Source organism: Falsiroseomonas sp. RANM36 (assembly GCF_056682175.1).
Map to the genome: position 1 here is coordinate 377,765 of NZ_JBWXTD010000005.1, position 14,928 is coordinate 392,692.

13 protein-coding genes are annotated in these 14,928 nt (G+C 71.2%); 11 read left to right on the plus strand and 2 right to left on the minus strand.

What is annotated here, in order from left to right; genetic code table 11:
- The coding region (locus AC1MIR_RS19815) for a molybdopterin-dependent oxidoreductase (protein WP_480029910.1) at positions 1 to 2,166 on the minus strand (2,166 nt) is incomplete at its 3' end.
- The gene (locus tag AC1MIR_RS19820; RefSeq protein WP_480029911.1) at positions 2,163 to 3,815 is read right to left on the minus strand and encodes an NADH-ubiquinone oxidoreductase-F iron-sulfur binding region domain-containing protein; all 1,653 of its coding nucleotides are present in this window, start codon (positions 3,813 to 3,815) and stop codon (positions 2,163 to 2,165) included. The genes AC1MIR_RS19815 and AC1MIR_RS19820, both read right to left, overlap by 4 nt.
- A gap of 143 nt (positions 3,816 to 3,958) precedes the next feature.
- On the opposite strand from AC1MIR_RS19820, the gene hisD reads away from it, so the two are divergent.
- The 11 genes from hisD (at position 3,959) to AC1MIR_RS19875 (ending at position 14,796) form a co-directional block, all read left to right on the plus strand.
- Positions 3,959 to 5,266, plus strand: a complete 1,308-nt coding sequence (gene hisD, locus AC1MIR_RS19825) for a histidinol dehydrogenase (protein ID WP_480029912.1) — start codon at positions 3,959 to 3,961, stop codon at positions 5,264 to 5,266.
- A gap of 1 nt (position 5,267) precedes the next feature.
- Positions 5,268 to 6,032 (plus strand): SDR family NAD(P)-dependent oxidoreductase, encoded by a 765-nt coding sequence (locus AC1MIR_RS19830; RefSeq protein ID WP_480029913.1) that lies wholly within the window; start codon positions 5,268 to 5,270, stop codon positions 6,030 to 6,032.
- Positions 6,029 to 7,117 carry a LacI family DNA-binding transcriptional regulator gene (locus AC1MIR_RS19835; RefSeq protein WP_480029914.1) on the plus strand — a complete coding sequence of 363 codons (1,089 nt, stop codon included), beginning with the start codon at positions 6,029 to 6,031 and terminating at the stop codon, positions 7,115 to 7,117. The genes AC1MIR_RS19830 and AC1MIR_RS19835 overlap by 4 nt, the downstream gene beginning before the upstream one ends.
- Complete coding sequence (locus AC1MIR_RS19840; protein ID WP_480029915.1) at positions 7,117 to 8,094, plus strand: nuclear transport factor 2 family protein; 978 nt, start codon at positions 7,117 to 7,119, stop codon at positions 8,092 to 8,094. Before AC1MIR_RS19835 ends, AC1MIR_RS19840 begins: the two co-directional genes overlap by 1 nt.
- A gap of 95 nt (positions 8,095 to 8,189) precedes the next feature.
- Positions 8,190 to 9,503, plus strand: a complete 1,314-nt coding sequence (locus AC1MIR_RS19845; protein ID WP_480029916.1) for an ABC transporter substrate-binding protein — start codon at positions 8,190 to 8,192, stop codon at positions 9,501 to 9,503.
- 53 nt (positions 9,504 to 9,556) lie between these two features.
- Positions 9,557 to 10,438 (plus strand): carbohydrate ABC transporter permease, encoded by an 882-nt coding sequence (locus AC1MIR_RS19850; RefSeq protein ID WP_480029917.1) that lies wholly within the window; start codon positions 9,557 to 9,559, stop codon positions 10,436 to 10,438.
- Positions 10,435 to 11,286 carry a carbohydrate ABC transporter permease gene (locus AC1MIR_RS19855; protein WP_480029918.1) on the plus strand — a complete coding sequence of 284 codons (852 nt, stop codon included), beginning with the start codon at positions 10,435 to 10,437 and terminating at the stop codon, positions 11,284 to 11,286. Before AC1MIR_RS19850 ends, AC1MIR_RS19855 begins: the two co-directional genes overlap by 4 nt.
- Positions 11,286 to 12,347: an ABC transporter ATP-binding protein gene (locus tag AC1MIR_RS19860; protein WP_480029919.1), complete on the plus strand. Its 1,062-nt coding sequence runs from the start codon at positions 11,286 to 11,288 to the stop codon at positions 12,345 to 12,347. Before AC1MIR_RS19855 ends, AC1MIR_RS19860 begins: the two co-directional genes overlap by 1 nt.
- Complete coding sequence (locus AC1MIR_RS19865; protein WP_480029920.1) at positions 12,344 to 13,354, plus strand: cupin domain-containing protein; 1,011 nt, start codon at positions 12,344 to 12,346, stop codon at positions 13,352 to 13,354. Before AC1MIR_RS19860 ends, AC1MIR_RS19865 begins: the two co-directional genes overlap by 4 nt.
- Complete coding sequence (locus AC1MIR_RS19870; protein WP_480029921.1) at positions 13,351 to 14,478, plus strand: cobalamin-independent methionine synthase II family protein; 1,128 nt, start codon at positions 13,351 to 13,353, stop codon at positions 14,476 to 14,478. The genes AC1MIR_RS19865 and AC1MIR_RS19870 overlap by 4 nt, the downstream gene beginning before the upstream one ends.
- Before the next feature lie 81 nt (positions 14,479 to 14,559).
- A complete protein-coding gene (locus AC1MIR_RS19875; protein WP_480029922.1) occupies positions 14,560 to 14,796 on the plus strand; it encodes a hypothetical protein in 237 nt (78 codons plus the stop codon).
- Positions 14,797 to 14,928: the final 132 nt, after the last annotated feature.

The window sequence follows — 14,928 nt, forward strand, 5'->3', positions numbered from 1 at the left end:
GAGCCCCGGGCCGCCCGGCCGCCCCCCCCCCCCGATTTTGCGGCGGGCCGGCCGCGCCGCGCCGGGGGGCGCCCGGGCGCGGCGGCCCATCTGCACCTGGCGGTTGGTGTTGGTGACGGTGCCGTCCTTCTCCGGCCAGGCGCTGGCGGGCAGGATCACGTCGGCCAGCGCGGCCGTCTCGGTCAGGAACAGGTCCTGCACGACGAGATGGTCGAGCTTCGCCAGGCCCGCCCGTGCATGGGCGAGGTCCGGGTCCGACATCGCGGGGTTCTCGCCCATGACGTACATGCCGCGGATCTCGCCGCGCTCCGCGGCGTGCAGGATCTCCACCACCGTCAGGCCCGGCTGCGCATCCAGCTTCGCCCCCCACATCTCCTCGAGGAAGGCGCGATAGGACGCATCGCCGGTGCGGTGGTAGTCGGGCAGCATCATCGGGATCAGGCCGGCGTCGGAAGCGCCCTGCACGTTGTTCTGCCCGCGCAGCGGATGCAGCCCGGTGCCGGGCCGCCCGACATGGCCGCAAAGCAGCGACAGCGCAATCAGCGCGCGCGCATTCTCCGTGCCGTGCACCGATTGGCTGACGCCCATGCCCCACAGCGTCAGCGCCGCGCGCGCGGTGGCATAGAGCCGCGCGACACGGCGGATCTGCAACGCGGGAACGCCGCATCGGTCCGCGACGGCCTCCGGCGCGTAGGCGGCGAGATGCGCGCGCAGGGCCTCCAGCCCATCCACGCGCGCCGCGACGAAGGCGGCATCGTGCAGATCTTCCGCCAGGATCACATGCAGCATGGCGTTGAGCAGCGCCACGTCCTGCCCCGGACGGAAGCGCACGACCTCCGTCGCGAAGCGGTCGAGGCCCGTGCCGCGCGGGTCCATCACCACCAGCTTCGCGCCCCGCGCCGCGACGTCCTTCAGGAAGGTGGCGGCGACCGGGTGGTTCTGCGTGGGTTGCGCGCCGATGACCAGCAGCAGGTCCGCCTCGGCCGCCGCGGTGAAGGGCGCGGTGACGGCGCCGCTGCCGATCGTCTCGAACAGCGCGGCGACGCTGGCGGCGTGGCATAGCCGGGTGCAGTGGTCCACGTTGTTCGTGCCGAAGCCGGTGCGCACCAGCTTCTGGAACAGATAGGCTTCCTCGTTGGAGCCCTTGGCGCTGCCGAAGCCGGCCAGCGCCCGCGGGCCGGCGGTATCGCGGATGCGGGCCAGGCCGCCGGCCGCCCGCGCCAGCGCCTCCTCCCAGCTCGCCTCCCGGAATTTGTGGCGCGCGCGCTTCGGATCGAGGCAATCGGCGGCATCCTTCGGCGTGCCCTCGATGCGGACCAGCGGCCGCGTCAGGCGGTCGGGGTGGCGCAGATAGTCGAAGCCGAAGCGCCCCTTCACGCAGAGCCGGCCGAGATTGGCCGGGCCGTCGCGCCCCACCACCTCCTCGATCACGCCGTCGCGCGTGCGGAACGCCACCTGGCAGCCGACGCCGCAATAGGGGCAGACGCTCGCCACCTCATGCTGCGGCGGCGCGGCGCGCTTTCCGGCGGCATCCAGCACGGAGGCCGGCAGCAGCGCCCCCGTCGGGCAGGCCTGCACGCATTCGCCGCAGCCGACGCAGGAGGACGCGCCCATCGGATCGAGCAGGTCGAAGGCGACGGTCACGCCCATGCCGCGGCCTGCGAGGCCGATCACGTCGTTGTGCTGAACCTCGCGGCAGGCGCGCTCGCAGAGGCCGCAGGCGATGCAGGCGTCGAGCTGCACGGCCATGGCCGGGTGCGTCATGTCCGGCGCCGGCCGTGACGGCTCCGGCGCGAAGCGCGATGCCGTGACGCCGAGGCGCTGCGTCCATTGCGCGAAGCCGCCCGTGGCGTCGCGCGCCTCGGCCGAGGGCTGGTCCGCCAGCAGCAGCTCGAACACCATCCGCCGCGCGCGCGTCGCGCGGTCGGATGCGCTGCGCACCACCATGCCCGGCGCCGGCGCGCGGATGCAGGAGGCGGCGAGCACGCGCTCGCCCTCGATCTCGACGAGGCAGGCGCGGCAATTGCCGTCCGGGCGGTAGCCGGGGCGCGGGCGGTGGCAGAGATGCGGGATCTCGGTGCCCAGCCGGTTGGCGACGGACCAGATCGTCTCGCCCGGCGCGGCGGTCACCTCGTGCCCGTCCAGCGTGAAGGCGATGCCCGTCATGGCGCGGCCTCCGGGAAGAAGCGGAGCAGGCTGCGCACGGGATTCATCGCCGCCTGCCCGAGGCCGCAGATCGAGCCGTCCGCCATGGCCGCGGCGAGCTCCTGCAGCAGCTTCGCGTCCCAGCGCGGTGCTTCCAGCAGCCTTGCGGCCTTCGCCGTGCCGACGCGGCAGGGCGTGCATTGCCCGCAGCTCTCGTCGCGGAAGAAGCGCACCAGGTTGCGGACGGTCTCCGGCAGGTCGTCGCGGTCCGACAGCACGATGACGGCGCCGGAGCCGACGAAGCAGCCGAATTCTTCGAGCGTGCCGAAATCGAGCGGCAGGTCTGCCATGCTCGCCGGCAGGATGCCGCCCGAAGCGCCGCCGGGCAGATAGGCGGCGAGGCGATGGCCCGGCGCCATGCCGCCGCAGAACTCCTCGATGAGTTCCTGCGCGGTGATGCCGGCGGGCGCGGCCTTCACGCCCGGATCGCGCACGCGGCCGGAGACGGAGAACAGCCGCTGGCCGGAACGCCCGCGCCGCCCGGCGGCCGCGAAGCGCGCGGCGCCCTCCGGCGTGCCGAGGATCTCCGGCAGCCACCACAGCGTCTCCACGTTGTGGATCAGCGTCGGGCGCCCGAACAGGCCGCGCTCGCCGGGGAAGGGCGGCTTGTGGCGCGGATAGCCGCGGCGCCCTTCCAGGCTTTCCAGCAGCGCGGTCTCCTCGCCGCAGATATAGGCGCCGGCGCCGCGGCGCAGATGCAACGGCATCGGCAGCAGGCCGGCGGCGTCGAGGGCGGCGATCTCCTGCGCGACGGGATGGTGCAGATGCGCGTATTCGTCGCGCAGATAGAACCAGCATGCCTCGGCGCCGATCGCGATGGCCGCCAGCAGCATGCCTTCCAGCACGCGGTGCAGGTCCGTCTCGAGACAGTGGCGATCCTTGAAGGTGCCGGGCTCGCCCTCGTCCGCGTTCACCACAAGGTGTCGCGGTCCCGGTTGCGATAGGACGAGGCGCCATTTACGCGCCGCAGGGAAGCCGGCGCCGCCCAGGCCGCGCAGCCCGGCATGCTCCAGCCGCGCCAGGATGGCGGCAGGATCCGGCCCGCCGCCGCGCAACAGGGTGTAGGCGCCGCCATCGGGCGTGGCGGGCTGGACCTGCGGGGCGGGCGCCGCCGCCTGCTGCGCCGCGGCGCGCACCGTCCCGGCCGTCGCGTGCTCGACCAGGCGATGCCCGACGGCGCAGGCCGGGGCGCGGTGGCAGGCGCCCATGCAGGGTGCGTGCAGCACGCGCGTGCCGGGCGGCGCGGTCTCGCGCAGCGCCGCATGCAACGTCGCCGCCCCCGCCATCGCGCAGGGCAGGCCGTCGCAGACGCGCAGCGTGAGCGGCGGCGGCGCGGCGTCGTCCTCGATCAGGTCGAAATGCGCGTAGAAGCTCGCCGTCTCGAACACCTCGACCGGCGCGACGCGGTGCAACGCGGCGAGCGCGACGAGGTGCCCGGCGCGCAAGGCGCCATGCCGGTCCTGCAAGGCATGCAGGTGCTCGATCAGCAGGTCCCGCCGCAGCGGCAGCGCGGCGATGGCGGCCTGCACCTCCGCCAGCGCCTCCGGCGTGGCGGCGCGGCCGCGCGGGCCCGTGCGTGGCCTTCGCGTGCCATCCGGCATCGCCGTCATGCGCAGTGGCGCGTCCTTCCCCATGCCGCATCCAACACCGGATCGGCGCCGCGGTCACCCGGGCGGCGCGCGAAGTCTTGCGGAGTTTGCATGCGCATGCAAGCCTTTCCGCCGATCACGCGGCTCGAAGACAGGACAACGACATGGCGCGGTGGCTCAAGCGTTCCATCGGCGCGGCTGACAAGGCGGCCGCGCAGGTCGAGGTGCGCGCAACGGTCGAAAGGCTGCTCGAGGACATCGCGCGGCGCGGCGACGACGCGGTGCGCGAGATGTCGGCGAAGTTCGACGGCTGGGAGCGTGCCGATTTCCGCCTGACCGACGCCGAGATCCGCGCCTGCCTCGACGAGCTGCCGAAGAAGGCGCTGGACGATATCCGCTTCGCGCAGGAGCAGGTGCGCAACTTCGCCCAAGCCCAGCGCGAATCCATGAAGGACATCGAGGTCGAGACGCTGCCCGGCATCGTGCTCGGCCACAAGAACATCCCGGTGAATTCCGTCGGCTGCTACGTGCCGGGCGGGAAGTATCCGCTGCTGGCCTCCGCGCACATGTCGGTGGTCACCGCGAAGGTTGCCGGCGTGCCGCGCATCATCACCTGCGCGCCGCCCTTCGAGGGGAAGCCCGCGCCGGCGATCGTGGCCGCGCAGCATCTGGCCGGCGCCGACGAGATCCGCGTGCTCGGCGGCGTGCAGGCGGTGGGCGCGATGGCGCTCGGCACGGAAAGCATCGCGCCGGTGGACATGCTGGTCGGCCCCGGCAATGCCTATGTCGCGGAGGCCAAGCGCCAGCTCTTCGGCCGCGTCGGCATCGACCTGTTTGCCGGCCCGACCGAGACGCTGGTGATCGCCGACGAGACGGTGGACGGCGAGCTCTGCGCCACCGACCTCCTTGGCCAGGCCGAGCATGGGCCGACCAGCCCGGCCATCCTGCTGACCGATTCCGAGAAGCTGGCGCGCGACACGATGAACGAAGTGGAGCGCCTGCTGACCATCCTGCCCACCGCCGCGATCGCCGCGAAGGCCTGGGCCGATTACGGCGAGGTGATCGTCTGCGCCGACAAGGCCGAGATGTTGCGGGAGGCCGACCGCATCGCCAGCGAGCATGTGCAGGTGATGACCGCGGACGACGACTTCTTCCTCAAGAACATGACCAACTACGGCGCGCTGTTCCTCGGCCCGCGCACCAATGTCAGCTATGGCGACAAGGTGATCGGCACCAACCACACCCTGCCGACGCTGGGTGCCGCGCGCTACACGGGCGGGCTCTGGGTCGGCAAGTTCCTCAAGACCGTGACCTATCAGCGCGTGCTGACCGACGAGGCCAGCGCGATGATCGGCGCCTATTGCTCGCGGCTCTGCATGCTCGAGGGCTTCGTCGGGCATGCCGAGCAGGCCAATATCCGCCTGCGCCGCTATGGCGGGCGCAACGTGCCGTACGGGAAGGCGGCCGACTGAGATGCAGCTCCCGAAGACGCCGTCGCTGCGGCTGGACGGCAAGCGCGCGCTGGTCACGGGTGCAGGGCGCGGCATCGGTCTCGGCGCCGCGGCGGCGATGGCGGAGGCCGGCGCGCATGTCGTGCTGGCCGCACGCTCGGCCGCGGAGATCGAGGATGCCGCGGCCGCGATCCGCGCCGCCGGCGGCTCGGCCGAGGCGCTGACGATGGATGTCGCGGAGATCGAGGCGACCGCCGCGAAGATCGAAGCCGCCGGCCCCTTCGACGCGCTGGTGAACAATGCCGGCACCAACCGTCCCGCCGCCTTCCAGGACGTCCGCATCGAGGATTTCGACGCGGTCATGAACCTCAATGTCCGCGCCGCCTTCTTCGTCGCGCAGGCCGTCGCGCGCGGGATGATCGCCGCAGGCAAGCCTGGCGCGATCGTGCATGTCTCGTCGCAGATGGGGCATGTCGGCGGCGCCCGGCGCAGCGTCTATTGCGCCTCGAAATGGGCGATCGAGGGCATCGCGCGCGCCATGGCGCTCGACCTCGCGCCGCACGGCATCCGCGTGAACACGCTCTGCCCCACCTTCATCGAGACGCCGATGACGCGTCCCTTCCTGGCCGACGCGGCCTTCAAGGCGAGCGTGCTGCAGAAGATCAAGCTCGGCCGGCTCGGCCAGGTCGAGGACCTGATGGGCGCCATCGTCTTCCTCTGCTCCGATGCGGCCGCGCTGATGACCGGCTCCTCCCTGCTGGTGGATGGCGGCTGGACGGCGGAATGAGCGAGGCCCGGCCGGCACGCACGCAGCGCCACGCCACCGCGAGCGACGTGGCGCGGCTGGCCGGGGTGTCGCAATCCGCCGTCAGCCGCGCCTTCACCCCCGGCGCCTCGATCGCGCAGGAGACGCGCGCGCGCGTCGAGGATGCGGCGCGTGCGCTGGGCTACCGACCCAACGCGATCGCGCGCAGCCTGACCACGCGGCGCAGCCGCATCATCGGCGTGGCCGCAGCCTATCTGCAGAACCATTTCTATCCGGATGTGCTCGAGGCGCTGTCGAAGGGGCTGCAGGCGCGCGGCTATCACCTGCTGCTGTTCACGCCGGACGCCGCGCGCGACGCCGACCCCATGCTGCAGGAGGTGCTTGCCTGGCAGGTGGACGCGCTGATCCTCGCCTCCACCACGCTGTCCTCGGCGCTGGCCGGGCAGTGCCGCGCTGCCGGCATTCCGGTGCTGCTGTTCAACCGCACCAGCCGCCACGCCGATGTCTCCTCCGTCACCGGTGAGAATTTTCGCGGCGGCCGCCTGATCGCCGAGTTCCTGATCGCCGGCGGCCACCGCCGTCTCGCTTTCATCGCCGGCATCGAGAATTCCTCGACCAGCCGCGACCGCGAGGCTGGCTTCGCGGGCTGGCTGGCCGAGCATGGCCATGCGCCGCCGCTGCGCGAGGTCGGGCTCTATGACTTCGAAGCGGCCTCCGCCGCCGCGCGGCGCCTGCTGGCACGGCCCGACCGACCGGATGCGATCTTCGTCGCCAACGACCACATGGCGACCGCCGTCAGCGAGGTCGCGCGGCATGAATTCGGCCTGCGCATCCCGCGCGACCTTTCGCTGGTGGGCTTCGACGACACCGGGCCGGCGCGCTGGCCGTCCTTCTCGCTCACCTCCTTCGCACAGCCGCTGCACCCGATGGTGGACGCCGCCGTGGCGATGGTCTGCGAGATGATCGAGGATCCCGGCGCGCCGACTCGCCACCAGGTGGTTCCGGGCGAGCTCATCGTGCGCGGCTCCGCCCGCGTGCCGCCCGAAGGCTGTGTCAGCCGGGGCGATGCGCTGGTCTGGCGGCCGATGCGGATGGAGGCCATGTGATGGCGCTCGATGGCTATGCGACGCTGCCGGACTACATCCTCGGCATCACGGAGCGCATCTGGGAACAGCGCGGAATCCACCTGATCCATCGCTGGTATGCGCCGGATTGCCTGGTGCATTCGCCATCGGGCCCGGTGCGGGGCGCGCAGGCGGTGGCGCAGGGCACGCTGGAGACGCTGCACGCCTTCCCCGACCGGCAATTGCTCGGCGAGGACGTGATCTGGTCGGATGACGGCGCCGGGCGCGGCCTGCATTCCTCGCACCGCGTCTTCTCCACCATGACCCATCGCGGGGACGGGCTGTTCGGCCTGCCGACCGGGCGGAATGTGGAGGTGCGCACCATCGCCGACTGCCTGGTGCGCGACGGCGTCATCGTGGAGGAATGGCTGGTCCGCGACCAATCCGCGATCGCGCTGCAACTCGGGCTCGATCCGGCGGAATGCGGGCGGCGCCTGGGCGCGGCCGATGCGGCGACGGGGCTGGCCGGCTGGCACCTGGACGCGCTGCCGGCAATCCGCCGCGGCGAGCCGGAGCAGCCCTGCATCCGTCACGCCCATCCGGCCGCCGAAGCGCTTGCCGGCACGCTGGAAGCGGCCTTCAACAACGCCGACCTCGCGGCGCTGGCCGCGCTGCACGACCGGGCGGTGGCGCTGGCCCTGCCCGGCCATCGCCAGGCCAGCGGCAGCGCGGCGCTGGATGCCTTCGTCATCGGCTACCTCGCCGCCTTTCCCGATGCGCGGCTGGTGGTGGATCGCTGCGTCGCGCTGGAGGAGGCCGCGCGACCGGTGCGCGTCGCGGCGCGCTGGCGGTTGGCGGGCACGCATGCAGGCCGCGGCGCCTTCGGTGCGCCCACCGGGGCGGCGGTGATGGCCATGGGGATCGTGCATGCCGAATTCGCCGGCAGCCGCGTCCATCGCGCTTACTGGCTGCTGGATGAGCTCTCCCTGCATCGGATGATCGGCGCGAAGGCGGGCTGACGATAGGGCCTTGCCAGGGATGCGGACCTGCCGATAGGTTTGCATGCGCATGCAATATCCGGCCCGAGGGGCCGGGCTGAGGGAGGAGAGGCGCCATGGCGCTGCGTCGTCGAGACATCCTGGCCGGCGCCGCCGGCGCCGCGGCCTTCGCCGCCACCGGAGCCCGCGCCGAGCTCGGCCCGGCACCCAACCTCCGGCCCGGCAAGCCCTTCGCCGGCACCGAGCTCAAGGTGCTCTGCGTCGTCGCCAGCCAGTTCCGCGCGCATGAGGCCCGCCTCGCGGCCTTCACCGAGCAGACCGGCATCACCGCGAAATACACCTTCGTGCCCTTCCCCAGCATGCGGGAGGCGCTGACGGCCGAGATGGTCGGCGGCGGCGGCGACTACGATCTCGCGATCGCGATGGACCAGTGGGTCGCCTCGCTGAACAACCTGTTCGATCCGCTGGATGCGCGTGTGCGGGAGAAGGGCATCCCCCTCGATCGCTGGCCGGCGGCGCATCTGCGCCAGGGCACGGTGAACAACCGCCTGCTCGGCCTGCCGAGCCGCGGCCATGTGCAGCTGCTTTTCTACCGCAAGGACCTGTTCGAGAAGCACAACCTGACGCCGCCCGCCACCTGGGAGGCGCTGGTCGAGACCGGCAAGGCGATCCAGGAGAAGGAGAGCGGCATGTCGGGCGTTGCGGTGCCCTATGGCCGCAACAACGGCCAGAACCTCATGGTCTGGTACAACTTCCTCTGGGGCCGCGGCGGCACGCTGTTCGACGAGCGCGGCCAGCCCGCCTTCAACAGCCAGGCCGGCCTCGCCGCCGTGCAGGACTATGTGGACCTGCTGCGCAAGCATCGCGTGACGCCGGCCGGCGCCGTGTCCTTCACCGAGCAGGATGCCGTGAACAGCATGGGCCAGGGCAATTCGGCCATGCTGCCGGTGTGGTGGTGGGTGCGCTCGACGCTGGTCAACCCGCAGGCCAGCCGCCTGCGTGCCGAGCAGATCGGCTTCGCGCCGATGCCGAGCTATGCCGGCAAGCCGCGCACCACCTTCACCAACACCTGGGTCTGGGGGATCACGCAGCGCTCGCGCCGCAAGGATGCGGCGATGGAATTGCTGACCTGGATCGCCAACCCGGCGTTGGAGCGCGACATCCTGCTCGACCCGAAGGAGAACGACGTCGTCGCGGTGATGTGGCCGAACCTGATGGACGATGCGGTGAATGCCCGCTTCGGCGGCATGCATCGCCTGGCGGCGGAGGGGCTGCGCGACACGCAATCCATCACCTTCGGCCCCGAATGGCCGCAGATCAGCGAGGCGCTGGAGACGGCGATGAGCGAGGCGGCGAGCGGGACGAAGACCGTGCCCGACGCCTTCAACGCCGCCGCCGCGCAGGTGCGGCGGATCGCGCGGCGCGGTTGACGCCGGGCTTCCGGAAGCGCCCTCCCCCGCCCGCGGGGGAGGGCTGAGTTCCCATGCGCGATCGCACCCTCAAATACATCCTGATCCTGCCGGCGGCGCTGATCGTGCTCGGCACCACGATCTGGCCGCTCGGCGTGTCGCTGATCACCAGCTTCCGCGACTGGCGGCTGACGCGCTCGCTGACGCCCGGGCCCTTCATCGGCACCGAGCACTACCTTATCGCCTTCACCGACGATCCCGACTTCGCCAATGCGGCGATGGTCACCGCGCTGTTCGTGCTGATCGACGTCACGCTGACCGTCGTCTCGGCCCTTGGCCTTGCGCTGCTGCTGCGCCGCGCGGGCGTCCTGCAGAGCCTGACGCGTGCGGTGCTGATCCTGCCCTTCGCCGTCTCGCCGGCGCTGGTCGGCATCTCCTTCCGGTTCATGTTCAACGCCGAGATGGGCGTCTTCACCTGGCTGGCCGGCGTGCTGGTGCCGCCGCTCTCGGGCTTCGTCTGGCTGGCCGACGAATGGGCGGCGCTGCTGGTGCTGGTCTTCTCCGACGCCTGGCGCTGGATTCCGTACATGACGCTGGTGGTGCTCGGCGGGCTCGCCGCGCTGCCGAAGGAGCCGGAGGAAGCCGCGCGGATCGACGGCGCCACCGAATGGCAGGTGCTGCGCGACGTGACGATCCCGGCGCTGCTGCCGGTGCTGGCGGTGGTCGCCATCCTCAAGACCGTCTTCGCCCTGAAGATGTTCGACCAGGTGGTGACGCTGACCGGCGGCGGGCCCGGCGCGGCGACGACCACGCTGGCCTATCTGGTCTATTCGATCGCCTTCCGCTGGTACGACATGGGCTATGCCAGCGCGGTCGCCTGGATCCTGACCGCGATCCTGGTCTTCCTGGCCGTCTGGTACATGAAGCTGATCCTGCGCAAGCCGGGGCAGACATGAGCGGGCCGGAGCAGCGTGCCGCCGCCGCGCGACGCCGGCGGCGTCTCGGGCAGGCGCTGGAAGCCGCGATCCTGCTCGGCGCGCTGTTCCTGATCCTCTTCCCGATCCTGTGGATGGCGCTGACCGCCTTCAAGCGGCCGGTTGACCTGTTCGGGCTGACCTTCCTGTTCACGCCGACGCTCGACAATTTCCGCACCATCTTCGCCCCGCCCTGGAACATCGGGCAGACGCTGCTCAACAGCTTCATCGTCGCCGCGGCGACGGTGGCGATCGCCGTTCCGGCCTCGACCCTCGCGGCCTACGCCTTCAGCCGCTTCGAGATGCCTTTCAAGGGCGCGCTGTTCTTCACCATCCTCGCCACGCAGTTCATCCCGGCCGTCGTCGTGGTGCTGCCCTTCTACCTGCTGTTCCGCGACCTCGGCCTGCTCGACACGGTCTATGCGCTGATCGTCGTCAACCTCGCCATCGTCACGCCCTTCGCGACCTGGATGCTGAAGGGCTTCCTGGATGCCGTGCCGACCGAATCCGAGGAAGCGGCGCTGGTGGACGGCGCCACGCGGCTGCGCGTGATCCTCGACGTGGTCGTGCCGATGATCTGGCCGGGCGTGGTCGTCACCGCGGTCTTCTGCTTCATCCTCACCTGGAACGAGTTCCTCTTCGCGCTGATCCTGACGCGCGACGACGCGGTGACGCTGCCGGTCGGCATCACGCGCTTCCGTACCGAACGCGGCGACCTGTGGGAGCTGATCGCCGCGGCCGGAATCCTGATCTCCATCCCGATGTTCCTGATGGCGTCCGTCATCCAGCGCCACTTCGTGCGCGGCATGACCGGCGGAGCGGTGAAGTGATGGCAGAGGTCCTGCTGCGCAACGTGACCAAGCGCTGGGGCGGCTTCGTCGCCGTGCGCGACCAGTCGCTGACCGTGAAGGACGGCGAGTTCATGGTCCTGCTCGGCCCCTCGGGCTGCGGCAAGACCACGACGATGCGCATGGTCGCGGGGCTGGAGGAGCCGACTTCCGGCGACATCCTGATCGGCGGCGCGCGCGTCAACGACCTGCCGCCGCGCGAGCGCGACGTGGCGATGGTGTTCCAGTCCTACGGCCTCTATCCGCACATGAACGTGGCGGACAACATCGGCTATCCGCTGAAGCTGCGCGGCGTGCGCGGCGCGGAGCGCGAGCGCCAGATCCGCGCCGCCGCCGACAAGGTCGAGCTCGGCGACCTGCTGCACCGCAAGCCGCGGGAGCTTTCCGGCGGCCAGCGCCAGCGCGTCGCGCTCGCCCGCGCCATCGTCCGCCGCCCGCAGGTGTTTCTCATGGACGAGCCGCTGTCGAACCTCGACGCCAAGCTGCGCGTCTCCACCCGCGCGGAGATCAAGCACCTGCAATACGAGCTCGGCGTCACCACCATCTATGTCACGCACGACCAGATCGAGGCGATGACGCTGGCGCACCGCGTCGCGGTGATGAGCCAGGGCGAGATCCGCCAACTCGACACGCCGGAGGCGATCTACGACCGCCCGGCGGATCTCTTCGTCGCCGGCTTCATCGGCTCGCCGCCGATGAATCTGCTGCGCGGCGAGCATGGCGAGGGCGTCTTCAACGCGCCGGGCGGCGTGCGCGCGGCCACCCGCGTGCCGCGCCATCGGGGGGCTGCCGTGCTCGGCATCCGGCCGGAGGACGTCACCGTCGCGCCCGCCGGCGCCGGCGACCTCGAGGCGCGCGTCTATGCGGTGGAGCTCACCGGCGATTCCGTCCTCGTCACCGCCCAGGCCGGCGAGGCGCGGCTGATCGCCAAGGCCGACCGCGCCTGGCGCGCGGAGCCCGGCACCGCGATCGGCCTCAGGCTCGATGCCAGCCGGCTGCACCTCTTCGACGCCGAGACCACGAAACGGCTCAACCCGGAATGACCGCCATGCTCGCCAGCCGCCTGATCCGCTATGCGGACCTCATCCCCTGCAAGAACGCCTTCGTGGACACGCGCAGCCCCGGCTCCGACCAGAAGGAGAACTTCACGCTGATCGGCCCCGGCGTCAGCGAGAACCCGAACCAGCACGTCCACATCCCGGAACCGCACGGCTTCAACATCGGCGGCGCGCGCCAGCCGCCGCGCTGCCTGAACAGCCAGCACAGCCACGAGACGGCGGAGGTCTTCATCGTCCACAAGGGCCGCTGGCGGATGATCTTCGGCGTCAACGCCGATGAGGGCGATGTGACGATGGAGGAAGGCGACGTCATCTCCATCCCCATCCACATGTTCCGCGGCTTCGAGAATGTCGGCGAGGAGACCGGCTTCCTCTTCGCGGTGCTGGGCGGCGACGATCCGGGCAAAGTGACCTGGAGCCCGCGCGTCTTCGACCTGGCGAAGCGCTACGGCCTGGTGCTGCTGGAAGGCGGGCGGCTGGTGGACACCACGGTCGGAGAAAGCGTGCCGGCCGGCGCGCGGCTGCAGCAGCCGCCGAGCGCGGCCGAGATCGCGGAGCTCGCGACGCCGCCGCGCGACAAGCTCGCCGGCTGCGTGCTGAAGCCGAAGCAGTTCGCGGTGAACCCGCGCTCTCCGCTGGCGCGCGGGGGCGTCGAGGAAGCGGCGATCATCACGCCGAAGGCGACGGGCGACGGCTTCGCGCCGGGGCCGATCGCCGGCTGGTGGCCGCACGGCTTCAACCTGCGTTGCCTGCGGCTGGAATCCGGTGCCGCGGTGCCGCCCCACACCCGCGCGGAGGCGGAGGTGATCTTCGTCCATCGCGGCGTGCTGCAGGTGACGACGCCGGAAGGCGAGGTGATCCTCGGCCCCGGCGACACCTTCACCACGCCGAAGGGCCTGCCGCGCGGCTTCCGCGCAAGCTCCTCCAACGGCGTCGCGGCCTATGTGGTGCGCGGCGGCGACGCCCCTGCCATGCCGGACTTCGTATCATGACGCGCATCCTGACGACCCATGTCGGCTCGCTGCCGCGCAGCCAGATCGTCGCCGACCTGCTCTTCGCGCGCGAGCGCGAGGAGAAGGTGGACCCCGCCGCCTACGACGCCGCGATGGAGCAGGCGACGCAGGAGGTCCTGCGCCGGCAGAAGGAGATCGGCATCGACATCCCCTCCGATGGAGAGACGGCGAAGATCTCCTACGCCACCTATATCAAGGACCGTCTCACCGGCTTTTCCGGCGACAGCCCGCGGCGCGTGCCGGCGGATCTGCTCGACTATCCGGCCTATGCGGAGAAGATCGCGCGCAGCGGCGGCACGCCGACCTATCGCCGTCCGCGCTGCACCGGCCCGATCGGCGTGAAGTCCATGGCGCCGCTGCAGCGCGACCTTGACGTCATGCGTGGCGCGATGGCGGCGGCGGGCTATGGCACGGGCTTCATGAACAGCGCCTCCCCCGGCGTCATCGCGCTGTTCCAGCCCTCCGACATCCATCCCGACCTCGACAGCTACCTCGAGGATCTCGCGGAGGGGATGCACCACGAATATCGCGCGATCGTCGAGGCCGGTCTGATCCTGCAGATCGATGCGCCGGATCTCGGGCTCGGCCGCCACATGATGTATCCCGATCTCGACGAGGACGCCTTCCTCCGCCGGGCGGGCCGTCACGTGGACGTGATCAACCATGCGCTGCGCGGCATCCCGCCGGAGCGCGTGCGGCTGCATGTCTGCTGGGGCAATTACGAGGGCCCGCACACCCGCGACATCACCCTCGCGCGCGTGCTGCCGGAGTTGCTGCGTCTGCGCATCGGCGGGCTGCTGTTCGAGGCATCGAACCCCCGGCACGCGCATGAATGGACGGTGTGGCGCGCGGCGAAACTGCCGCCCGAGTGGGTGCTGATCCCGGGTTGCCTCGACAGCACCACGAACTTCGTCGAGCACCCGGAACTGGTCGCCCAGCGCATCGAGACCTTCGCCCGCATGGTGGGGCCGGACCGCGTGATCGCCGGCACCGATTGCGGCTTTGGCACCTTCGCCGGCTATGGCGCCGTGCATGGCGACATCGCCTGGGCGAAGCTTTCGTCGCTTGTCGAAGGCGCCAGCATTGCGGCCCGCAATGTTTGAATAAGCGCTTCCGTAGTTTTCTGTATACTGTCCAACCGAGTTCTGTTCTGCCCTTGCAATGCCATCGCACGTCGCCTTACGGTGTCAGCCAGGGTCAGTATCGAGGCTGACATGGTTGAGGAAAGAAAGCGGGACGCGACCGAACTCCGCGCGCAGGCCAAGCGCGCGCGTTCGCTAGCGACCGGGCTGGTGCCGGGCGAGGATCGCCGCCGGCTGAGCGCGATCGCGGACTCCCTCGACGAGGAGGCGGCGGAAATAGTCGATTCCGCGCGCCGGGCCGCCGCGCCGCAACGGCGGGACCGCCAGGCCGCCGAATAGGCGGCGTCCTCACCCGGCGTGTCGGCGCGCGCCCGCGGTCAGCGCCCCGCCCCGCCCCCCCGCCCCCCCCCCCCGCCGCCCCAGCCGCGGCGGCCCCGCGCCCCGCCGCCCCCGGCCGCCCCGCCCCCCCCC